Origin of the sequence: Leptolyngbya sp. Heron Island J (genome assembly GCF_000482245.1) — a bacterium.
Classification (GTDB): Bacteria; Cyanobacteriota; Cyanobacteriia; order Phormidesmidales; family Phormidesmidaceae; genus Leptothoe.
Genome location: NZ_AWNH01000106.1, coordinates 58300 through 80837, shown reverse-complemented (window position 1 = coordinate 80837; position 22538 = coordinate 58300). Strand labels below are relative to the sequence as shown.

General features: G+C 48.0%; 23 protein-coding genes and 1 tRNA gene. 16 read left to right on the top strand and 8 right to left on the bottom strand.

From position 1 onward, the window contains the following. Positions 1–3: 3 nt before the first annotated feature. Positions 4–504: an orange carotenoid protein N-terminal domain-containing protein gene (locus tag N836_RS67520; protein ID WP_023076079.1), complete on the top strand. Its 501-nt coding sequence runs from the start codon at positions 4–6 to the stop codon at positions 502–504. 6 nt (positions 505–510) lie between these two features. Further along, positions 511–933, top strand: coding sequence for a nuclear transport factor 2 family protein (locus N836_RS67515; protein WP_023076078.1), 423 nt, complete (start codon positions 511–513; stop codon positions 931–933). A 1-nt stretch (position 934) separates the two neighbouring features. On the opposite strand, the gene N836_RS67510 is transcribed toward N836_RS67515, so the two are convergent. Then, a complete protein-coding gene (locus tag N836_RS67510; RefSeq protein WP_023076077.1) occupies positions 935–1375 on the bottom strand; it encodes a hypothetical protein in 441 nt (146 codons plus the stop codon). Between the two features lie 110 nt (positions 1376–1485). Here N836_RS67510 and N836_RS67505 point away from each other — a divergent pair, with 110 nt between their 5' ends. The 3 genes from N836_RS67505 to N836_RS67490 all read left to right on the top strand — a co-directional run bounded on the left by N836_RS67505 (position 1486) and on the right by N836_RS67490 (position 4653). Next, on the top strand, positions 1486–2274 hold the full coding sequence (locus N836_RS67505; RefSeq protein WP_051394702.1) for a fatty acid desaturase: 789 nt from the start codon (positions 1486–1488) through the stop codon (positions 2272–2274). Between the two features lie 158 nt (positions 2275–2432). Then, complete coding sequence (locus N836_RS67500) at positions 2433–3560, top strand: site-2 protease family protein (protein WP_023076075.1); 1128 nt, start codon at positions 2433–2435, stop codon at positions 3558–3560. 736 nt (positions 3561–4296) lie between these two features. Beyond that, complete coding sequence (locus tag N836_RS67490; RefSeq protein ID WP_023076073.1) at positions 4297–4653, top strand: rhodanese-like domain-containing protein; 357 nt, start codon at positions 4297–4299, stop codon at positions 4651–4653. A gap of 108 nt (positions 4654–4761) precedes the next feature. Here N836_RS67490 and N836_RS67485 read toward each other — a convergent pair whose 3' ends face one another. Next, entirely contained in the window at positions 4762–7923 is a 3162-nt protein-coding gene (locus N836_RS67485) for an efflux RND transporter permease subunit (protein ID WP_031294188.1), read from the bottom strand. A gap of 66 nt (positions 7924–7989) precedes the next feature. Then, entirely contained in the window at positions 7990–9219 is a 1230-nt protein-coding gene (locus N836_RS67480) for an efflux RND transporter periplasmic adaptor subunit (RefSeq protein WP_023076071.1), read from the bottom strand. Between N836_RS67480 and N836_RS77985 the strand changes: the two genes are divergently transcribed. Beyond that, positions 9218–9340 carry a hypothetical protein gene (locus N836_RS77985; protein ID WP_268744343.1) on the top strand — a complete coding sequence of 41 codons (123 nt, stop codon included), beginning with the start codon at positions 9218–9220 and terminating at the stop codon, positions 9338–9340. The two genes, N836_RS67480 and N836_RS77985, sit on opposite strands and share 2 nt — an antisense overlap. Positions 9341–9832: 492 nt before the next feature. Further along, the gene (locus tag N836_RS67475) at positions 9833–10456 is read left to right on the top strand and encodes a TetR/AcrR family transcriptional regulator (protein WP_023076069.1); all 624 of its coding nucleotides are present in this window, start codon (positions 9833–9835) and stop codon (positions 10454–10456) included. A 274-nt stretch (positions 10457–10730) separates the two neighbouring features. Here N836_RS67475 and N836_RS67470 read toward each other — a convergent pair whose 3' ends face one another. After that, entirely contained in the window at positions 10731–11003 is a 273-nt protein-coding gene (locus tag N836_RS67470; RefSeq protein ID WP_023076068.1) for a hypothetical protein, read from the bottom strand. A 111-nt stretch (positions 11004–11114) separates the two neighbouring features. Here N836_RS67470 and N836_RS67465 point away from each other — a divergent pair, with 111 nt between their 5' ends. After that, positions 11115–11354: a helix-turn-helix domain-containing protein gene (locus N836_RS67465; RefSeq protein ID WP_023076067.1), complete on the top strand. Its 240-nt coding sequence runs from the start codon at positions 11115–11117 to the stop codon at positions 11352–11354. Position 11355: 1 nt separating this feature from the next. Here the strand turns inward: N836_RS67465 and N836_RS67460 are convergent, their stop codons facing one another. Continuing rightward, the gene (locus N836_RS67460; RefSeq protein ID WP_023076066.1) at positions 11356–14745 is read right to left on the bottom strand and encodes a COR domain-containing protein; all 3390 of its coding nucleotides are present in this window, start codon (positions 14743–14745) and stop codon (positions 11356–11358) included. 142 nt (positions 14746–14887) lie between these two features. Between N836_RS67460 and N836_RS67455 the strand changes: the two genes are divergently transcribed. Further along, entirely contained in the window at positions 14888–15142 is a 255-nt protein-coding gene (locus tag N836_RS67455) for a type II toxin-antitoxin system Phd/YefM family antitoxin (RefSeq protein ID WP_023076065.1), read from the top strand. Then, positions 15135–15398, top strand: a complete 264-nt coding sequence (locus N836_RS67450; RefSeq protein WP_023076064.1) for a Txe/YoeB family addiction module toxin — start codon at positions 15135–15137, stop codon at positions 15396–15398. The genes N836_RS67455 and N836_RS67450 overlap by 8 nt, the downstream gene beginning before the upstream one ends. An 86-nt stretch (positions 15399–15484) precedes the next feature. Here the strand turns inward: N836_RS67450 and N836_RS67445 are convergent, their stop codons facing one another. The 3 genes from N836_RS67445 to N836_RS67435 form a co-directional block, all read right to left on the bottom strand. Then, positions 15485–15823 (bottom strand): DUF433 domain-containing protein, encoded by a 339-nt coding sequence (locus N836_RS67445; RefSeq protein ID WP_023076063.1) that lies wholly within the window; start codon positions 15821–15823, stop codon positions 15485–15487. Between the two features lie 128 nt (positions 15824–15951). Beyond that, positions 15952–16025 (bottom strand) — tRNA-Arg (locus tag N836_RS67440). An 84-nt stretch (positions 16026–16109) separates the two neighbouring features. Beyond that, positions 16110–16913, bottom strand: a complete 804-nt coding sequence (locus tag N836_RS67435) for a M48 family metallopeptidase (protein ID WP_023076062.1) — start codon at positions 16911–16913, stop codon at positions 16110–16112. Positions 16914–17115: 202 nt separating this feature from the next. Here N836_RS67435 and N836_RS67430 point away from each other — a divergent pair, with 202 nt between their 5' ends. From N836_RS67430 to N836_RS67405, 6 genes are all read left to right on the top strand, one after another. Next, a complete protein-coding gene (locus tag N836_RS67430; RefSeq protein WP_023076061.1) occupies positions 17116–18390 on the top strand; it encodes an ABC transporter substrate-binding protein in 1275 nt (424 codons plus the stop codon). Positions 18391–18528: 138 nt separating this feature from the next. Further along, on the top strand, positions 18529–19668 hold the full coding sequence (locus N836_RS67425) for a carbohydrate ABC transporter permease (RefSeq protein ID WP_023076060.1): 1140 nt from the start codon (positions 18529–18531) through the stop codon (positions 19666–19668). Next, positions 19665–20534: a carbohydrate ABC transporter permease gene (locus tag N836_RS67420; protein WP_023076059.1), complete on the top strand. Its 870-nt coding sequence runs from the start codon at positions 19665–19667 to the stop codon at positions 20532–20534. Before N836_RS67425 ends, N836_RS67420 begins: the two co-directional genes overlap by 4 nt. Before the next feature lie 127 nt (positions 20535–20661). Beyond that, the gene (locus tag N836_RS67415) at positions 20662–21102 is read left to right on the top strand and encodes a transposase (protein ID WP_023076058.1); all 441 of its coding nucleotides are present in this window, start codon (positions 20662–20664) and stop codon (positions 21100–21102) included. Continuing rightward, a complete protein-coding gene (locus N836_RS67410; RefSeq protein WP_023076057.1) occupies positions 21074–21913 on the top strand; it encodes a hypothetical protein in 840 nt (279 codons plus the stop codon). The genes N836_RS67415 and N836_RS67410 overlap by 29 nt, the downstream gene beginning before the upstream one ends. Before the next feature lie 188 nt (positions 21914–22101). Next, positions 22102–22533: a hypothetical protein gene (locus N836_RS67405; protein ID WP_152532280.1), complete on the top strand. Its 432-nt coding sequence runs from the start codon at positions 22102–22104 to the stop codon at positions 22531–22533. The last annotated feature ends 5 nt before the right edge of the window (positions 22534–22538 follow it).

The following is a 22538-nucleotide window of genomic DNA, read 5'->3' as shown; positions in this document are numbered from 1 at the left end:
ATCATGACATTTACTACATCTAACATTTCACAGCAATCATTTGGCCTAGCAGGTTCTGTTCCAGCTACGCTTACTCTATTTAACCGCTTATCTACAGATGACAAGTTAGGCGTACTCTGGTTTATTTACAAAGAAATGGGGAATGGTGCAGTCACCCCTGCAGCTACGGGTGCTGCTCGTCTACAGTTTGCCACAGGGCTATTAGGGCAAGTAAAAGACTTAAGTCCCAACGAGCAGCTAGCATTTATGCGGGACTTGGTTAATCGGGCTAGAACCCCGATGACTCGGGCCTATGGGGTACTGACCAACAATACTAAGCTGGCCTTCTGGTACCAGTTAGCGGAGATGATGAAGGCGGGTGACGTGATTGGTGTACCGTCTGTCTACAAACTCTCGCCCAGGGCTAGTGAGGTGTATAGCGGTATCGTGGCACTGGAGTTTGGCCAACAAATCACTCTCTTACGTCAGTCTGTTATCAGCATGGGTTACGACCCCTTTGCTTAAGCTCGAATGACAGTATCACAAACCATCGAGCGACCGCTTGCAGCCATTGCCCAACTGGGGAAATCTGCTGAAGTTGTTCTCCGCTACTTTACTCTGTTTAACTCGGGTGAGTATCAACAAGTAGCTGATCTCTTTGCCATTGACGGGAGTCTTTATCCTCCTTTTGAGGCCCCAGTTGTCGGCAGAGACAATATTGCCGACTATCTGATTAAAGAAGCAGATGGCATGACCGTATCCCTCCTGGATGCCGAGGTGCTTTCTGGAGAATGCAATTGTTTGCAAGTCAATGTCCGGGGCAGCGTGACTGCCCTTGTCTTCAAGGTTAAGGTAGTCTGGTGCTTTGTTCTGACAGATGACAACAAAATTGAATCGGTCCGTGTCGATCTTGTTGCCACGTTAGAAGAACTGCTAAGGATACGCCCTCAATAGCCTAAGCAACCGCACTAGGCTGACCCCATGATTGGAAAATGGTATCTCGCCCCAGGGCAATATCCTGGGGCGCACATTGCCAATCAGGGTGGGCTGTGAGTAGAAATGCTTCAATTGTCTCCCGATCAAACAAATGCCAGGCTAGAGCACCGTTGATTGGGTAAGGGACAGCGTAAAGATTATTGGCCAGGCAGTGAATGGTCAGCCGTTCAGTGGTGAACGTTGGCAGTGTTAACGTTGCACCAACTGGCAACGTCCGAAAACTCTTAATCGCTTCCTTTAAGGTTTCAAAGGAAACTGTCGAAAGCCCTGGAATAGCAATTCTTATATCCTCTGCACCGTTGGCCCGGATCCAGTAGCGACGAACTGGATCGATGCCGACTAGCCAGGGAGACTCATCATCTAGTGTGTAGCGAGGAGCTAGGGGGAGTTCAGACGACATAGGGCAAGTTGACGCAGGGCAAACTGCTGACTGAAAAGTACTCTTGCCTACACCATCTCCTGACAGAACTAGATTACGCAATTTTCCGCAACAAAAGTTAAGCCTATTAGATGCATATCATTAACTTATGTAAATATGCGTATCTGCTTTTGATGGGCATTGGGGCATCTGCCTACATGGGATTGATGATTGCGATCGCGATCGCAACCGCCTGGCTACTGAGCCTCATTTTTCTTCTAGGGCATCCACCAACTGACTCTCCCATTGCCCTTGTAGCAGAAATTCTGTTGAGAACATTTTTGCATACAGGGCTCTTTGTCACCGCCCATGATGCCATCCACGGTACTATCGTCCCCAATGAGCCTGTTAAAAATCGTTGGATCGGTCAGATAGCTTTGAGTCTGTATGGTTTTTTACCCTATAAAACCTGCCATAGACTGCACTGGCAGCATCACGCCCATCCAGCTCAACCCCAGGACCCCGACTTTTACCCAAAGCCTGACGGTCATCTGATTCAGTACTTTATCCAGTGGTACTGCCACTTTATCAGTAGCTACCTGATCTGGCGTAACCTAGGCGGCATCATCACTGGCATCGGATTAACAACACTCTCCCTAATAGTTGTCGCCGATGTTCCCCTACAAAACATAGCTTTATTTTGGATTCTGCCCTGGATTCTAAGCTCATTTCAGCTATTTACCTTTGGCATCTTTTTACCGCACCACACGGATAGCTGCCGAGAACCCCTCAGAGATAGCCCCCATCAGCCCCGCAGTTACTACTATCCAATAGTGTTGTCTTTGTTGACCTGTTATCACTTTGGCTATCATCGGGAGCACCACAGCCATCCCAACATCCCCTGGTATCAGCTACCCAACCTCGCCCTTGGCGGTCAATAGACCGAACTGCTGAGCGGACGGCTATTACCACCTACAAATGATGAACACATATTTACAGTTCGTTACAATACAAATGAGCTGGACATCGCCTCAAAACGCCTTCAAACAGCACCGAAGAGCCGCATCATCCAGCTCAACTTCCATGAAAGGAGACCGATATGAACGGTAATCTTCGAATTGGGAATTTGTTTGGTATTCCCTTCTTTATCAATATTTCCTGGTTTTTCGTACTCGCCCTCACCGCCCTAAATTTTGGCGGTGGACTAGCAGCCCAGTTTCCATGGCTTGGGGGGAGTGCACTTATCCTGGGATTAGTCGCAGGTATTCTCCTATTTGTTTCTGTACTTCTCCATGAACTAGGTCATAGTTTCGCCGCTCAGCAACAGGGGATTCGGGTTAATTCAATCACGCTCTTCTTATTTGGCGGATTGGCAAGCTTAGAGGATGAAGCCAAGACTCCAGCTGGCGCTTTCTGGATTGCTGTGGCGGGTCCGCTGGTTAGTTTGGCTCTGTTTGGTCTACTGACTCTGGTAACCAGCAGTGGTTTAGTGGCAGGTCCTGTAGCAGCAATTACTGGCTTGTTGGCCTACATTAATTTGGTTCTAGCAACATTCAACATGATCCCAGGACTACCCCTAGATGGCGGTAATGTTCTGAAAGCAATTGTTTGGCAGCTATCCGGCAACCGCTATCGAGGGATTCGCTGGGCCAGTCGTTCAGGCCAGGTGATTGGTTGGTCAGCAATCATTTTAGGCGTACTTTCCGTTTTAGGCCTATCGACCGCAGGTAGCTTCTGGACTCTGATTATTGGTTGGTTTATTCTTCAGAATGCTGGCCAGTCTGCACAATCAGCCACTGTTCAAGAAGCACTCTCAGGACTCACTGCAGCCGATGTCGTCCTCGAAAACAGCCCCGTTGTTAACGTAGACGACACCTTACGTGCCTTTGCAGACACGGCCATAGTGCTCAATAACAACAGCCCTTGGCGTCGCTTTTTGGTCAAAACCAGTGACGACCAGCTAGTCGGAGCGATCGAACTAGATGCACTGAAGGCAGTGCCATCAGATCAGTGGGCGACTTATCAGGTACGTGATTTTCTAAAACCCATTGGCCAGGAAATCAGGGTTGAAGCGAGTCAGCCTTTACTAGATGTTATTCAACAACTAGAAGCCCAAAACACTCAGGCTTTAGCAGTCACTCAAGAAAATGGCACTCTGGTTGGCCTCTTAGAAAAAGCTGAGATTATCAATCTTTTACAAAAGAATGCTCAAGCCCAGCCGGGATAGAGGATAGTACTAATAGAAGGGCTCCCTTTGTACCTCTGAACAAGAGAGCCCTTCATTGAGCTATCAGTTTCCTAGATTTTTGACAGACAGCTCTTCCCAAAGCAAAACAACTATTAGCCCTGCATCATCTCAAGAATGAGAGGTCGTTTAGTTTGCAAATAGGATTTCATTGCCATCTGTTCCGCCGAGCTTAAATAGACCCGAGTCTGAATTTGTTCAAGAAAGTGCCTAACAAAAAGAGAGTCAGGGAGACTAGCGATACTCTCTGATGAATTTTCTAAGACCACAGACCAAAGTAATCGTAGCGTTGAAGCATCCATGCCTATTGCTCTGCTATTGCCAGTATATTTTCTTCTCTAACAGAATATTAAATAGGCTTTAATAATTTCTTTATTATTCATTGTACACGAATGCATCAAGTCCTATATTTACACAAGATTAATCCCTCGATCAGACACGCTGAGATCCTCTGAGGGCAAGGGCTTGAGCTTTTGTATTGTTTTATTTTCCTGTATCTGTGTGCAGCCTGTCTGTGCCTAGGTCATATCGGACAGTCCCTGGTACTCGGTGGCGTGGTTGCCCACTATCAAATGTGGATGAGTGAATGGGTGGATGGCTGAATGAAATAACGGCCAAGTTTCCTGTCAATGTTATGAAATATAAATTACTTTTTATTTAAATTTCGTTACAATTGAGAAGTCGCTCTAAACTGCAGCATTTGTAGCTGCCGCAATAAATGTCTTCTACACTTTTTCCCACTCCTCAGCCTCTTAAAGCTGTTTCGACTGTATTTGATCTCAAGGAGCGTCTAGATTGGGGCGAGCCTGCGCTAACTATTATTGACGTAAGAAATCGAGCTCTTTTTAACGCCAAACGGATTTCAGGGGCGATCTCGATGCCTGTGGATGAGTTAGTAGCTCGTGCATCTGCCAGTCTTGAGATTGAGCGTGATATCTATGTTTATGGTGGTACTGATACAGCAACCACTAATGCTGCCACCAAGCTACGTGATGCTGGCTTTGAAAATGTAGCTGAGCTGATAGGTGGTCTAGGGGCCTGGCAGGCAGCCGCTGGCGCAACTGAAGGCGTATAGCTGGCGCTAAGCGCATTTAGAGCTATTGGGATAACTCTTTATTAAGTGAATACTCGATAGTTAAGAGAGTCTCTCAGTGAGGGACTCTCTTTGCTTTATACAACAGTTTTATACAGCGGTTTCGAGCACATGAGAAGATGCATGACTTGGTATCTTTTTCCGTCTAGAACGGTAGATCAGGCTGTAAACAGCTGGGACAAAATATAGCGCCATGATTGATGAGCCGGTGATACCGCCTGCGATCGCAACCGCCAGGGGCCGCCAAAACAAGCCCCCACTGATAATCAACGGGATAAACCCAGCAATAGTCGTAATGGTTGTGGTGATTACATGACGAGTTGCTTTCAGCACCACCTCAACAATAGCCCGCCGGTCCCCCAGCTTTGACAAGCTATCTTCATTCAGAGCTGACAGCACAATCACCGTGTCATTGATAGCAATTCCCACCAGACCCATACTGCCAACAATGGCCATAAATCCCAGCACAGAGCCAAATATCTTGAGCGAAAACAACGCCATTCCCACCGAGCCCATCCCCACCACTGCGACAATACCAGCCTGACGGAATGAGCCCAGGGACAGCACTAAGGCAATCACCATCACCAACGTCAGCAGCGGCACATAGAGCAGCAAATTCCCCTGGGCCTGACTTTGTTCAGCCTGTTCTCCCCCAAACTCAAACCAGTAACCGGGAGGAACCTCAAAGTTAGCCTCAGCCAACTGTTGCTCAAAGGCATTTTGGACCACAGAGGGTAAGACGCCAGCGCTGATAAATCCCTGTACCGTGTTCACTCGCTGCTCATTACGGCGGGCAATCTTGGCCAGTTCAGGCACCAGGGTAAACTCTCCCAAGGCAGCGGTAGAGGCCCGGTTACCCGCTCCTAATAAATCCAAAGAAGCAATCTGGCTCAGATCGGCGCGATCGCTATTGGCCACCCGGACCCGCACTGGCAGATTCTCAGTTGCCTCCAGCACCGAACCACCAACACTGCCCTCCAAGTAAGCCTCAAGCTGCTGCGCAATGGCAGTATTGTTGAGCCCAGCTTGTTGAGCTTGTTCTTCATCGATGGTTAGACCCAATTTGGGTAGGGCTTCGGTTAAATCATCACGTACATACACCACATCAGGAACGCTGGTCAGAATTTGTCGGGCCTGAACTCCCAGTCGTCGTAGTTCAGCAATATTGGGACCATAAAGCCGTAGCTCAATGGGAGCATCGAAGGGTGGTCCCTGTTCCAGCTGTTTGACTAACACACGAGCAGCTGGCAGCACATTATCTAACTGTGTTTGCAAAGTCCGCACGAGCTCGGCCAGGTTTTGATTCGTGTTGAGCTGCACCATCGCCTGGGCATACTGCGTCTGATTACGACGGTTGCCGGTAAAGTTGTAGTAAAACTTAGGAGCACTTTCCCCAACAAACCAGTGCACCTCGTCAACATTAGGATTTTCTAGCACCACCTGACGGGCCTGCAGCATTTGCTCACGGGTTTGGACAATAGCAGTTTGAGGGGCAAATTCCACTTCTACCTGCAGCTGGTCGCGATCGCCTGAGGGGAAAAACTGCTGATCAAGGGTGGAGGCAGCAATAAACCCGATCATCGGGATGGTGAGGGAGAGTGCGATCGCAAATAAAGGCCACCGCATCGTCCACTGCAGTGTTTGCCGATAGGGACGCGACAGCAACGGCGAAGAAAACCCATCTGCCCACCAGCTACCAGGACGCAGCAAAAATCTCTGGAGTGATTTAATTGGCCCAGTTTGAGTAGAATCTAAGAGCTGATGAGCCTTAGTTTGGCTACGTCCCAACACTCGTCCAGCCAGCGCAGAAATTACTGTTAGCGATAGCGCCAACGACGAGATTAAGGCCACAATCACCCCTAGCGCAATCGTCCCCACAAACTCTCCTGCCGCCCCTGGCAGCAGATAGATTGGCAAAAATGTCATCACCGTCGTTACCGTAGACGCAAACAACGGCACCTTCAAGTAATCCACCGTTTTAGCCACCGCATCAACCGGTCGATGACCGTGTTGCATTTCCATCTGAATTTCATCGACGGCAATAATGGCATTGTCAATCAGCAAACCCAGGGCAATAATCAGGCCAGTGACCGACATCTGATGAATAGGCACCCCAAACACCGTCATCCAGCCAAACACCGCCATGGAGGTAATTGGCAGGGCTGTACCCACCACCAAAGCCGACCGCCACCCCATGGTGAATAGGGTGACACCCACTACCAGCAACGCCCCCAGCACCAGATTCCCCAATAGCTTACTAATTCTCTCCTCTACATAGTTGCTTTGGTCAAACACGACATCCAGGCTTACCCCCTGGGGTAGCTGAGCGGCAAAATCTGCTAAGACCTCACGCACAGTCTCAGCCCAGACATCAATACGCATACCCGAATCCATCATGATGCCAGCCACAATCGCCGGTTTACCACTCACAAGAGACAAATCCGTTAGGGGTTGCTGCACACCCCGATACACCTGAGCAATATCGCTCAAACGAGTAAACTGTCCATCGCCCGTTTGAATCGCCACTTGACGAATTTGGTCTAAGGTCTCTAATTCTCCTGCTACCTCAATGGTCAAATTCTGGTCAGCACTGCGCAGCTGACCAGCCGTCACCTTAGCATCACTGGTTTGAATCCGACTGGCTAAATCTTGGGGAGACAGCCCCACTGCCGTCAGGCTGGGCGCATCCACCTCTACCACAATCTCTTCCGCCGGGTCACCAAACAGTTCCACTTCTTCGGTGCCGCTGGTGCCTCGCAAACGCAGAGCCAGCTCCTCCCCATAGCGACGTAAAACCGCATAGTTTGGCTCTATAGGCAGCTGCCAAGTCAGCGAAGCAATCATCGTATAGGCTTTAACAAACGCCTCATCTAGCTCTGGTTCACTCGCACCAGTTGGTAAGCTGATCGCGGCATCAGCCAGCTCATCACGCACTTTAGACCAGACCGGCTGAGCATCTAAAATCGATTCACTCAGCTCAACAGTCACAGTGGAAAATCCGACCCGTGAATCAGAAGAGAGTACGGCGATCTCTTCAAGTTCTGAGAGTTCTGCTTCAATCACTTCTGTGACTAACGCCTCCACCCGTTCGGCATTGGCACCGGGGTAGGCTGTCTGGACTACGGCGATGCGAGAGACTAGCTCGGGATCTTCTTGGCGGGGCAAGGCCTGAAAGGAGACAAAGCCCCATACCATAATCATCACAATGGTGAGGATCAGCAGCCGCATGTTGCGATAAAACGGTCTAACCATGGTGGTGGATTCCTAGGGATACTTGGGGCGCACGACGGTGCGCCCTTACACTTCGGCGGTGTGCCTTTACTGAGCTGGAGTGACTAGTTGACCTGGGACGAGGCGATGGGGACCACTAGCAACAACTACATCGTTGGGTTGGAGGGTGCCGCGAACGAGAACGCGATCGCTATCCTGGTATAAAATTTCTACGGATTGGGGCTGTACTGTATAGCGTTCTCCGTCAGCGTTCTCTTCTGGCACCAGCACATAGGAAGTCCACAGGCCACGAATCCCTTGGGTTAGGGCCTCAGTGGGTAGCCACATCCCCTCTGTAGGAATCGACTCTTGCAAATTCAACCGCACGGTTTGCCCGGAATTCGCCTGGCTAGCAGCAGCAGATTCCAACGCCAGCACAACTGTTTGGGTGCGGGTTTGCGCATCAACCTCCGGCAAAATCGACGAGACTGTCGCTGAGTAGGAGCGCTCACCCAGATATACTGTTTTCTCATCACCAATATTTAGCTGATCAATAGCACTAATGGGCATGCCAACCCTGGCCTCAGGAGTGGCACTTTCTAAAAGACGGATGACCGACTGACCCGCACCGACTACGGTACCTTCATCCACTTGTTTAGTTGAAATCACACCCGTAAAGGGAGCTCGCAGGGTGCTTTTGGCAATCGTCACATCTAAATCAGCAATGGTGGCATCCAGCTGCTGCACCAGCGCCTGCTGCGCCATCACCTGCTCAGGTCGAGTACCATTTTGCAGCTCCTGCAGCTGACTGCGAGACTGATCTAGCCGGGCCTGGAGTGCCCCTTCGCCAAAAGAAAATTCATCCAGCTCTTCGCGGGAAATTGCGCCCTGAGTATAGAGAGATTCACGTCGCGATCGCTGCACCTGCTGCAATCGTAGCTGTTCTTCCAAATCTCTGACCGCCGCAGCCGCTGCAGCAATATCCTCAGACCGGGCTCCAGCCTGGAGTTCTGCCAGCTGAGCATTGGCCCGCGCCTTTTCCGCCAACAGCTGTTGCCGCTGTGTTTGCAAGTTACGAATATCTAAACGAGCCAGAGGCGCGCCCGTTTCTACCACATTTCCCTCATCCACCAACACTTCCACCAGCTGGCCACTGCGCTCGAAGCCCAGCTCGCTGGCCCGCAGCGATGCAATTTCCCCTGTGTAGGTGCGTGATACAGAGTAGCGGTTAACGGGAGTAACAGTTAGGGTCTCTACGGGCAAGATTCTATCTGTCTGGGCAATAGGTTCCTCAGCTGAGCTAGCGATGCGCTCTTTAACTCTAGGAATGCCAATCATGAACAAGCCCATGATTCCTAAACAGATTAAGGCTAAGCGTTGGCGAGAAGTGCCAAAGACTGTGGATAAGGCCGAGGTTAAGGCTGGTGATTTAAAGGTCATGGCGCTAACAGTCCATTAAAAACAAACGTATGTTTGAACAGTAATCGAAAAAGATTAGTGGCTATTGCACTGCTGGATAGATCTAAAGGCTATTTATGGGGTCGGTTTTGAGGATTCAGTCCACGCTGGGTTCGAGACCTAGCGCTAATTGGGAGCTGTCCACTGAAAAGAAAAGGCTGGCTGTAATCCTATGGATGCAAAGCTTTCATAGTTCAAGCCCCCCTGGAGGGGGTCTTGATTTAATTAGCCCTGGGTTTTGAGCCCAGGGCAGGCTATCGCATCCTAATCAAAAACACGAATGCAGATGACTGGATTTAAAGCCACAGGCTTCATTCAAACGTATGTTTGATACAATTAAAACGTACGTTTGAATAATTGGCAAATAAAAATTTGATTTTTTCAGTGTCGTTTTCTGATCAACGGGTCTAAAGCGTTATATCTTAGCGGTCGCTTATGATGGCTGAAGTGCCGATCTGATTAATCATTCATTTTTGGAGCATAGATTACTTTAATGGCGAGTGCAGCATCCGCTGATACCAAAGAACAACTCCTGAATGTCGCTGAGCAGTTAATTGCTGAGCGGGGCTATGCGGGGACTACTGTACGTGCGATCGCAAATCAAGCCAATGCAAACCTGGCGGCGGTTAACTATCATTTTGGTTCCAAGGAAGAGCTATTTCGGGCGATTTTCTCTCGGATTGCTAAACCGATTGTGGTAGAACAGTTGACTATTCTAGATAAACTGCAAAAGAGAGAGACATTGCCATCGGTTGAGGAGATCTTGACAGCGTTTATTAGGCCATGCTTTCAGAAGATTGTTCAAAATGAGTCATTTCGGACGGTGCGGGCTCAGTTTATGGGGCGCTGTTGGAGTGAGCCAGAACCACTACAGAGCATTGCTAGCGGGGAGTTTATGGACAGTCGGCTGGCATTTCTCAATATTTTGCAGCAGGTGATTCCCGACTGCTCCCGACGAGAGTTGAACTGGAAATTGGATCTTGTGATTGCCACATTGATTCGAGTGCAAAATGAAGCGGGTAAGCCAGATTCACTGCTAAAGAGTAGTCAGCCGGAGGATGTTGATTACGCAATTCAGTATTTAGTGCGGTTTTTGACTCCTGGCATGTCAACATAAGGTGAATCACGTTTCACCTGAAGGTGCGAACATTGTCTTTTGTAAATGGACTAGGGCAAACTGTCCTGATTACTTGGCAACTTCGGTTGCTTTTGGGAGGAGCAAGAGCTACCCATGATTTATGCCGGGGATGATACGCTACCCACTCTCGGCGATATCCCAAGCTTTACGGTGGCAGGAGTTATTGCTATGACTAAACAGCGTTAGAAAGGCTTGGTGCAGACGGGCTTCGACTTCGCTCAGCTCTCGGTATTTGACTTAATTAGGGGTGAACTCATGGTTGAGGTAGGTATTTAATCAGAGCCCGCATGGATTCACCGGGTTGGGGTTGGATGGGACGATCTTTGGGTAAAAACTGGGTCCATTCGAAGGGTTCGGCAAAATTGTGATAGTGGAGGCTGTGGATGATGGTGTTGACAGCAGCCTGGGAACCGATGATGAGGATTTTGACAGGTTCGCGATCAGGTTTAGAGACTGAGTAGAGCTGAAGCGAGGCTTCTGGAGCAATAGCGGACTCAGATAAAGCGACAAAGCTTTGGATTTGCATAGTCAAGATGTACACCAAATGGTTCACGCTTTAAATTTAGTTGTCCATTGGGTATACGTCAACTAGTAGGTATACTTTCATGGCGCATGATCTTCTGACAGGATGAGGGTCATGGGAAAAGCCGGACGCGTTCTAAAACAGGTTCTAGAGACCTATGCCATTAGCCAATACAGCCTCGCTGCAACATTGGGCATCGAGCGTACGAATGTGTATCGCTGGGTACATGAGATGCGCGATCCTACCTCTGAAACGTTGGTAGATATTGTTAAAGCGCTAAGAACACTAAATTCAGAAGCCGCTGAGACGTTTGTTCAGAAGTATTTGGGAGATGTGGCTCAAGGGTTGGATTAAGTTAGCGATCGCGTTTGGCTTTGATAGCTTTAATTGCTTCTTTAATAGCCGTTTCTACATTGAGCCAGGCTTCATCGCGGTTAGACCAGGAGGTAACGGGGTTTCCATTAGTAGGAAATGCTTGCAGCTCATGGAAGGGTGTGCCGCTCCAGTCAGCGGGACGCAGAATTATGGGGATGACTCGGGCTGTGCCAGCGTTGTGCTGGGCCATGGCTTGCCCAAGTTCGTTTTTATAGCAATAGTCTGAGGCAATAAAGTCAGCACTAATCAACAACAAGATAATGTCTGCACGATTCAGATTGTCATCGATTTCGTCGGCCCAGTCTTCCCCTGCAATAATGCGACGGTTGTGCCAGGGCTGGATCAGCCCCTGGCGTTGCAACAACTTGAGGTGAGTTTCTAGCTCATCGCGCAGAGTTTCATCTTTATGGGCATAGCTGTAGAACAGACATAGCGCTTGGTCTTGTCGTTTGAAATCGATCCTCTCTTTACCCTGGTCCTCCAAATCGACGCCGTTGAGTAAATCTCTAACGTTGAGCCCAAGTAAACCATCACCTATAAAAATGTCAAAGGTAGTTTGTCTAGCCTCTTCGCGGGTGAGGAGTTCTTGATAATCTACTGAAACTGATGGATGACCAGGAACAGGGACTTTTTCTTTGGGTTTGGTCTTGAAGTGACTGTGAATGCGCTCAAAGTCATAGCGAATGATCGCCAACAGACGACGACGGCTTGCCAGGGGGCCATTAACACTAATAGTGACGCAGCGATCCTGAGGATCAGCTTTGACCAGGGCACGGTTGCCTTCAAAGTTGAGAATTACGCCAGTACGCCAGCGGAGTTGATGCTTGCTGAGCACATGAGTACGCACAATGAACCGTGGTAACAGTCCTTCGGGCAGGATGGGATACTGATAGCGAAAGTTTAGACATTCAGCCAGGACAAAAGCCGATGCTTCCGAGGGTTGCTGTTTGTCCAGCAGTTCAGGAATCAGGTAGCGGTTATCATCTTCCTCAAACCGAAAACACAGCTCGAACTTACGCATCAGTTCTAACAAAAATCCATGACGTTCAGGAGGGTAGTTCTGAGAGTCAAGGTTTCTAGCCAAGCAGGCCAACTCTAGTTCACCTCGGGTATCGGCTAGTTCATGAGCATTGAGTAGTGTGTAGATACCATTAGTGACCCAATGAGGATTGAGTACGTGGGTGTCACGCAGACGGCTATCGTCTTTGTAATTCAGAGCAATACCCAGACTGTGAAGATGAACCGCTAATGAATCTTGGGCACTCTGATCTACTTCTCCGTCGCTTTGGCAAATTTCTCGATATTTCTCAAAGGAGATGTAGTTTTCAGACATATCTGCCAGTCGATTTTTAATGTCAACCCAGCTAGCTGGGAAAGGAGATCGCAGATGCTCCAGGCGATCCGTTTCTCGTTTAATTGCTCTTCTTAGATCATCAATGCCAATTTCTGTTTCACAGTCGGTTTGAATAAATTCACGAATATTAGGGAACTTTTGTTGCAGCGCACGACGGTTGACATCAAAAGGATGCTCTTTGACTTTATTGAGCACAACAATAACAGGAGAATCACCTCCAAAGCTTTGGATTAGCTCTAGCCAGTATTCTGCATCCGCATCTTCATGCCCCTGACGACCGTTGAGTACTAGCAAGTAAAGACTACGCTCAGTGAGAAAAAACTGGTGAGTAGAGTGCATAATCTCTTGACCACCAAAGTCCCATACGTGAAGTTTGATATCTTCAGTTTGGTTTAACTGAATAGACCACTGGGTGATTTGAATACCTTCTGTTTTCTTAGACTTTGAGTCAAATTCGTTATAAATAAGCCGATTGACAAGGGAGGTTTTTCCCACGGCACCAAAACCCACCAAAATTAGTTTTGCTTCGTTTAAGGGTTGACGATCAACCTGTATGCGGAAGTAGTAGTTGAGAATATCCTCGGGTTTTGCTGGCGTTGCGCCAGAGTCAACCTCCTGCCAAGTGGGACCAAGAATTTCTCTGGAAATGCCTAATTGCTCATTTTCATGGAGGTAGAGCCGAGTCAGATTCTTAAGCTGTCCTAACTCTTCTGGCACTGAGATAAGTCGATTATTGTCAAGGTCAAGTCCCATTAGGTTAGTGAGCTGTCCCAACTCTTTTGGAACTGAGGTGAGTCGATTTTGGTCAAGGTAAAGCTCCATTAGGTCATTGAGCTGTGCTAACTCCTTTGGCATTGAGTTGAGTTGGTTTTTGGCAAGGTAAAGCCCCGTCAGGTTGGTAAGTTGTCCCAGTTCTTTTGGCACTGAGGTCAGTTGATTGTTGGAGACAAACAGCTCTGCCAGATTGGTGAGCTGACCTAACTCTTTCGGCACTGAGGTCAGTTGATTGTTGGAGAGACACAGCCCCGTCAGGTTGGTAAGCTGACCTAACTCTTTTGGTATAGCAGTAAGTTGATTCTGATCAAGGAAAAGCTCTGTCAGGTTGGTGAGCTGACCCAACTCTTTCGGCACTGAGGTGAGTTGATTGTGGGATAGGTAAAGCTCTGCCAAATTGTTAAGCTGCCCTAACTCTTTTGGCACTGAAGTGAGCTGATTGTAGGAACATTCAAACCGAGTCAGATTGTTAAGCTGCCCCAACTCTTTCGGCACTGAAATGAGCTGATTACGGGAACATTCAAACCGAGTCAGATTGTTAAGCTGCCCCAACTCTTTCGGCACTGAAATGAGCTGATTGCGCGAGAGGTCCAGCCAAGCCAGGTTGGTGAGCTGCCTCAACTCTTTTGGTACTGAGGTGAGCTGATTGTGGGATAGGTCCAGCCAAGTCAGGTTGGTGAGCTGCCTCAACTCTTTCGGCACTGAGGTGAGCTGATTGTGGGATAGGTAAAGCACCATAAGGTTGTTAAGCTGCCCCAACTCTTTCGGCACTGAGGTAAGTTGATTGTGGGATAGGTAAAGCACCATAAGGTTGTTAAGCTGCCCTAACTCTTTCGGCACTGAGATAAGTTGATTTTGGGATAGGTAAAGTCGAGTCAGGTTATTGAGCTGTCCCAACTCTTTCGGCACTGAGATGAGTTCTAAACCTGATAGATCAAGTGTGGTCTCATGATTGTCGATAACTGCTTGAATGCGCCTTTGGGCTTCAGTAAGTCCATACTTGTTATTGCCAACAGCACTAAGCTCTTCAGGAGTCACTTCTAACACTTGAAGAATGGCTATTAAGCTCGCCTCACTCACTCGCCTGCCCCGCTCCGGATGAAATAATCGACTAACCGTATCCGCACTCATGCCAGCCTGCTTAGCAATCGCTGCAAAGCTCAGGTTCAATTCAGCTTTAGCAGCCTCTAGCTTTTGCAATCCTTCAGGGCTGGCCCGAAAGCTATGCGGTTTTGACGACATAGACGATTTTGCTCAGCATCGTTATCAAGATAACCGTGATATCCCTGGACCGCCATAAATCACCGAGCCTTTCAATGATGATGATTCCAAACGTTGTCAGTTTGCATGCACTATACTTGTACAACTAGCCGTACAAGTCACAATGAAAATAGTCACCTTTAGTGAAGCCCGAAACAAGTTAAAAACCATCCTGGACCAGGTCACTAATGACATGGACTACACCATCATTACCCGCCGCGATGCCGAAGATGCTGTCGTCATGTCCCTGGAATACTTCAACAGCCTGCTCGAAACCGTCCATCTGCTAAAGTCCCCAGCCAACGCAGCCCACCTGGAACGCTCTATTGCCCAATACAAACAAGGTCAGGTAACAGAGAAAGACCTCATCGATGAGTAATCGAAAATTAGCCTGGACTGATGAAGCCTGGAAAGACTACATCTACCGGCAAACTCAAGACAAAAAGACTCTGAAAAGAATCAATAAACTGATCAAAGAGCCTAAAAATCTACCCTTTGAGGGCATTGGCAAACCAGAACCCTTAAAGGAAAACCTATCCGGTTTCTGGTCACGGCGCATTGATGATACCAATCGCCTCGTCTATGCCGTGGATGATGACTACCTAACGATCATTTCTTGCCGTTACCATTATTGACTGTATTCCTAGCGTTCTGGCTCAGAACGGAGAAATTCAACAACACGACGTGGAAACTGCTCATTCGCATAAAACGCAACCATGTGTTAGCTGTCTATGTCGTCATCATCGTTTGCCTGAATAGCCGCCTCAATCTCTTCTGGATTTGCAGCTGCATAGGTCCAGGCGTTGGCTAAATCTAAAGCAGTCAGGGTTGGGTAGTTGTAAAGTTGGTCAGAATCTTTCACCCCGAGCTGACGATAGCTCACCAAAACCCAGACGGGAATACGCGTCTCTTCAATACAAGCCTCACCACCACAAACACCCGGCGTTTTGCTAATACCGCGCCAGTTGTTACTCAGACTACGAGAAAGAAGTTGAATCACCTCTAACTTGTCAATGGGCGACAGGGATAAAAGCTGAGCCTCAAGATCTCGAATGCCCATGATTTCCCGAAGATGTAGACCTCTCTATAGATCTTAACTTGGGATTAACGGGACTGGCGCAATTCGTAGGCTATGCCTTCTCGCAGAGAACGTGTGATCTACCACGTCATGTAGAGATTGAAAACTAACGGGACTGGCGCGATTCGAACGCGCGACCTACCGCTTAGGAGGCGGTTGCTCTATCCAGCTGAGCTACAGCCCCAAAGCTGGCCTTTATAAACATACACCTTCCAGTCTTGTCCGTAAGGATACCGTCGGTAAAATCCGCAACATGGCGGAACAGGTCTCAATTTTCTACCCAGCGAGGTACGTATTTCCACCCATTTTTAAGTACCTTGCGATAGGGTTCAAACCCTGGCATCTTCTCACCTACCAGTTGCCAAAACGCCTTGGAATGGTTCATATGAATTGTATGGCATAGCTCATGCACTAACACGTAGTGCACCAGCTCTTTGGGTAGAAACAGTAGCTTATAGTTAAGGCTAATGTTTTTATTACTAGAACAGCTGGCCCAGAGCGTTTTCTGGCCTCGCACCGAAGGACTCTTAAAGGGCAAATCTAAGTCAAAGCTTAGCTGCCGCAACCACGGCACCAGCTCCCGATAGGCTTTGTGACCTAACCACTCACACAGAACCTGATGACACGTCGGTACATGCTCAACATTCCCGCGCACTTTTAACCCGTGCCCCGGCAATGGAATACACAGGGTAGGGCCATGATCGACTTCATAGCTCACATGCCAGATTTCGCTGGGCTCAGCCTGCTCTAGAGGGGTTTGCCAGCGTAGCTCTACTTTCTTCGGCTGACTTGTCTGCCAGTCAGTTGCTGTATCTTGATGTTCCTGCAGCAGCCGCGCTCGATTTTTTAGAATCCAGTCGCGGCGTTTGGCAATCAGGGCAGGTAGCTTTTTGCAGTTATACCGAGGGGGCACCACCACTTCCACCCGGCCATCCACCTCTATTTTGATGGAGACATGTTTTGCCCGCTTGCTTTTACGGACAGTGTAGTCAAAGTCGGTTTTGGTTGATGACGGGGTGGAGGAGGATGGAAACAGCTCTAACTGCACCATGGCAACGGTAATCAAATCCATTTGTGCCCTATCAGTTTAACCGAAGGGTTCCGGGGAACCATAGCTTCTTTACGCTTTTCCAAGGTAAGTATTGAATAAAATCTATATAGGCTCATGGGACCAAGGGCAGCGACAAGAGGTACCTCTGCGTGCCTACTGTCTATTGCTTATCCACCTTGATACTATGTGAACAAAGAAAATTGCTGAATCGGATTCGTTAAAAATGGCCCAATTAAAAACGCGACTGGGATTATCGATAGCGGCACTATTAGCATTAAGTGCCTGCGATGGTGGCGATGGGGCATCGGACAGTGCTGAGCAAACAGTCACTGTGCTGGGGGTGATTGTTGGCGAGCAACAGGAGAAGTTTGAAGAAGCACTCAAACCCTTTGAAGAAGAAACGGGGATTGATGTCATCTATGAAGGTACGGATTCCTTTGCGACGCTGTTGCCTGTGCGGGTAGAGTCGGGGGATGCGCCGGACATTGCCATGTTTCCTCAGCCAGGGCTGATGGCCAGCTTTGCTGAGTCGGGTCAAATGGTGCCGGTGACAGAGTTTATGGATGAAGCAACCCTGGCAGAAGCTTATCCAGATACTTGGCTGTCTTTGGCTACCGTTGATGATAGTATCTACGGCATTTGGTACCGTGCTTCGGTAAAAAGCTTGGTGTGGTATAACCCTACAGCGTTTGCAGCCCAGGGCTTTGCCGTGCCGACTAGCTGGGATGAACTGTTAACCCTTAGCGATCAGATTGTTGCGGCTGGGGCTACACCCTGGTGTGTGGGTTTAGAAAGTGGTGAAGCGACTGGCTGGCCGGGGACTGACTGGGTTGAAGACATTATGCTGCGGACGGCTGGACCGGATGTATACGATCAGTGGATTAACCACGAAATCCCGTTTAATGACGGTGCGGTACAGGAAGCCTTTGAGGAGTTTGGCAACATTGTCTTGAATGAAAGCTATGTAGTCGGCGGGTCAGTAGGGGCCATTAGTACCCCGTTTGGGGATGCACCCCAGGGGTTATTTGGGGATACGCCAACCTGCTATCTACATCGTCAGGCTAACTTTATCGCTACCTTTTTTCCTGAGGATGTGAACCTGGAAGAGGATGTGGATATCTTTTTGCTGCCGGGGATTGATCCTGCCTATGGGACTCCCGTCTTAGTGGCTGGAGATGTGTTTGGCATGTTTAATAACACGCCTGAAGCCCAGGCACTGATGGAGTATTTGGCAACGCCAACTCCCCATGAGATTTGGGCCGGTCTGGGTGGCTTTTTATCCCCCCATAAACAGGTGAGTTTGGATGCCTATCCTGATGCGCTGAGTAAAAAGCAGGCTGAGTTTTTGAGCAATGCCGAGACTATTCGGTTTGATGGTTCGGATATGATGCCAGGAGCCGTGGGTACAGGAACGTTTTGGTCTGGTGTGGTGGAGTATGTGGCGGGTGAACCGGTAGAAGAAGTGCTGGATACGATTGAGGCGAGCTGGCCAGAATAATCTGTCTCTAACCGACATCACGTAGGTTGGGTTGAGGTATGAAACCCAACATTTCCTGAATGTAATACCTTAAACGATATCTTCTTGGTGTCAACAACATAAACATATGCATTATTGTGTTTTGCAAAAGGTGAGCCAATGGATTTGATGACCTTGGGAGTGTTGGGTTTCGCAGGAGCTCACTCTAATTTGGGGGAGATAACCTTGGGAGTGTTGGGGTTCGCAGGGGCTCAACCCAACCTACTTAGGGTTTTGACGGCGGTGGTGGCGATCGCACTCGGTTCCGTTGGCACCTTTGCCATTTTTTATGGTCTCAACCTGCTGGTAGAGCGATTTCCGCGACCGTGGAAAACCCGTCTGTTGCCCTGGGTTTATATGGGACCAGCGGTACTGATGCTGACGGCGTATCTGGTGTTGCCCACCCTGCGGACGTTATATATCAGCTTTTTTGACAACCGCTCGGTCAAGTTTGTGGGGCTTAAAAACTATGCCTTTGCCCTCACCAACCCAGACATGGTGATTGCCTTTCGCAACAACTTGCTATGGTTGGTGCTGGTGTCATGCATCAGCGTAGGTCTGGGTCTGATCATTGCCGTGCTAGTAGACCGGGTGAAATACGAATCGGCGGCTAAGTCGCTGATCTTCTTGCCCATGGCCATCTCTTTTGTGGGAGCTAGCGTAATTTGGCGGTTTGTTTACGCCTTTAAACCCGTCGGTACTGACCAAATTGGGTTACTGAATGCGATCCGCCAGACAGCAGGCTTAGACCCTTTAGGCTGGCTGATTGAGCGCGATGGTCTGCTCGAACCGCTTTGGTCTGGCCTGGGGATTGAGAATCTCACACCACTACCCACGTTGTTACCTCTAAATACCCTGGCGCTGATCGTCATTATGATTTGGCTGCAGACTGGGTTTTGTATGGTACTGCTGTCGGCAGCAGTTAAGGGCATCCCTAAGGATGTGATTGAAGCCGCCCGCATTGATGGGGCCAACGAGTTGCAGATTTTTCGGCGGATTATTATTCCGATGATTATGCCGACAATTACCGTGGTGACGACAACAGTAGTGGTGGCGGTGCTTAAGGTTTTTGATATTGTCTATGTGATGACCGGCGGCAATTTGGATACCGATGTGATTGCTAGCCGCATGATCAAGGAAATGTTTAACTTTAGGAATTTTGGTCGTGGTAGTGCGATCGCTACAGTGTTGCTATTGGCCGTGATTCCAGTGATGGTCACCAATATTCGTCGCTTTACGCAGCAGGAGGCCAACCGATGAAAATTGCTCGCGCTTCAGTTCCGATCTGGTTTGAACGGCTGCCGTTACATACAGCGGTGGTTGCGATCTCACTTATCTGGACCCTACCCACCGCTGGCTTACTGATCAGCTCCTTTCGTCGTCGCGATGACCTCCTCCAAAACGGCTGGTGGACTGTTTTCCAACATCCGTTTGACCTGGCCCAATTTCACATTGGTAACTACATCGACGTACTGGCCAGTCAGGGCATGGGCCAGGCATTTCTCAACAGCCTGGTAATCTCGATCCCGGCTACAGTAATTCCCATTTCCATTGCCACCTTTGCCGCCTATGCCCTGGCCTGGATGCAGTTTCCGGGACGGCAGGTGCTGTTTGTGGCCATTGTTGGGCTGCTGGTGGTGCCGCTACAGATGACGCTGATTCCAGTGCTGCGAGCCTATAACGACCTGGGGTTAGCAGGCAGTTTTCTGGCGGTGTGGTTGGCCCATACGGGCTATGGATTACCCCTGGGAATTTATCTGTTGCGCAATTATATTGGCTCACTACCACGGGACTTAATCGAGGCCGCCGCTGTGGATGGAGCGTCTCATTTGAAGATTTTTATGCGGTTGATTGTGCCGCTGTCGATGCCTGCGATCGCCTCTTTTGCCGTCTTTCAATTCCTTTGGGTTTGGAACGACCTGTTAGTAGCGCTGGTATATCTGGGCGGCAATCAAGACGTGGCTCCGGTCACCCTGGTACTACGCAATCTGGTAGGCGATCGAGGACAGGATTGGCATTTACTTACCGCTGGAGCGTTTGTTTCCATGGTCGTACCCCTAGGTGTATTTTTTGCCCTACAGCGATATTTTGTCCGTGGGCTATTGGCCGGATCGGTTAAAGGATAAGAGTAGAAGGTAACAAGTAAGCCTTCACACAAAACATCGGGAACTCATCGCGGGTAGAGACTAGCGATGATATGTTGCATTCGTGCCAAAGTTATTTGCGGAATACCGATGTCAACCCCAGAGCTAGATGGCTCGCTCCCATGAGGACTGTCTAAAATACCTGGAAAAAATCCGCTGGCAAGGAAAGCCAAAATGTCCTTATTGCAAATCGTTTCGTACTACTAAGCTAAAAAAAGAAAATAGATATCACTGTAACCATTGCTTCACGTCATACAGTGTTACAGTTGATACTCTATTTCATAATTCACGTGTAAAACTAAACAAGTGGTTTACAGCTATCTTTTTTGTTACTGACCAAAAAAATAGAGCAACCGTACGTGGTCTTGCAAAATTAATAGAAGTTAATAAAAATACGGCCGCAACCATGATATCTCGTATACGAGATGCCCAAAACGACACATCTGAGCTGCTAACGCAGATTATTAGAGATAAAAATACGTTTTGGGTAGAATCGCCAGAGGAAAGTCTCACCCCTGAAGATGATGAGAACAATCAGCCTGAAGAATAAGAAACAATATTTGTCCCCAATATTAATAGCGATACTCGGAGTTTTTTGTGTATTGATTAGCCCAGCTGCAGCGGATGATCCTCCCTCCTCCAAGCCAGACGTTAATGAAGCTAAAATAGAGACTAATTTCCGCAATATAAACGAAAACAGTGCTGCAATTAATGACATTACAACAAAAAATGACAGCCAGCTTCAACTATTTATTGGGGTGCTCTTTGGTGCAGCAATTGTTTCGAGGGTTGCGGATTATGTTGTTTCAAGATTCAGTCAAGGAGAAACACTTAACGAAATACAACAAAATGTCGAGAAACAACTGCCTGCTTTGGTTAATCAAGCTGTCAATTCCAGAATAGATGAGGCTACACAGAAAAATGAATTAATTGAACAGGAAATATTATTTATGCAGTACGAGCTAGCAGATCTATCTATCTCTCAATTCGAGTTCGAAAGGGAATTTTACTTGAGGTATTTAGGCCAGGGATATAATTCAGATGCTCTTGTCAAAAGAAGCCTTAAACAAGCTAGGTATAATGCTAGAGCCATTCAAACTTTAGAGAGGATTCAACACTACACCAAACAGATGAGGCCGCCAAATGCTGATCAAATCTGCGATACGATTGGAGAGAGAATCACCTCTAGCTTGAAGAGTACCAGAGCCCTAGTGGCAGAAATGGAACAATATAAAAATCAAGTACCATTTAAGGATTTTCATGATTTTAAGGAGTTCAAAAATGATATTGCTTCAATTAAAGGAGCTCCTGCATATAAAGAGAAATTACGAGATTTACAACAAACAATTAGAGGGATATAGAAGCATAGAGCAATTAAGACTTGATCTTCAGCTTTTCAGACAAGCTATAGCGGTTCTCTATCTGGTGAGGTACATACTTGGAGCTAAAAAGCTTTCAGTTAGTGATTTTGGTGCACCTCATTCGAGTAGGAATCGCTATATTGCATAAATCATTTAGGTCTACCTCCATCTACCAACAAGAATAAAATATGTCTTTATCCTTAGTTTTTTTACTACCATTAGTAGTAGTATCAGCATCGGTAAGCGCACTAATTACTGTATTGATTTCAAGAGGGAAATTTTCGCCGATTAATAAGACTCGTTCGGATAATTCCCTCACTGGACGAGACAATATGCAAAATATTGATGACTTAAATATAAAAATAGAAGAAGAAAAAGAAAGCTCTTTTCATAGATTTGAGATAGAGTTGAAGGCTGATATCGATAGAACGGAAATAAGATATCAGCGCTTCAAAAAAGACTTGCCAAAAGAGTTTCACAGCTATCTGGAGCCGTATGAGAAGCTGCTACGTAAGCTTCAATCAGAGCGAGAATCCTGGGCAGAGGCTCGTGAGAATTTGGATGACGATGCAAAAAATGAAATCATACGGGACTTCTTAGCGAAGAATCCTGAAATATAGAAATC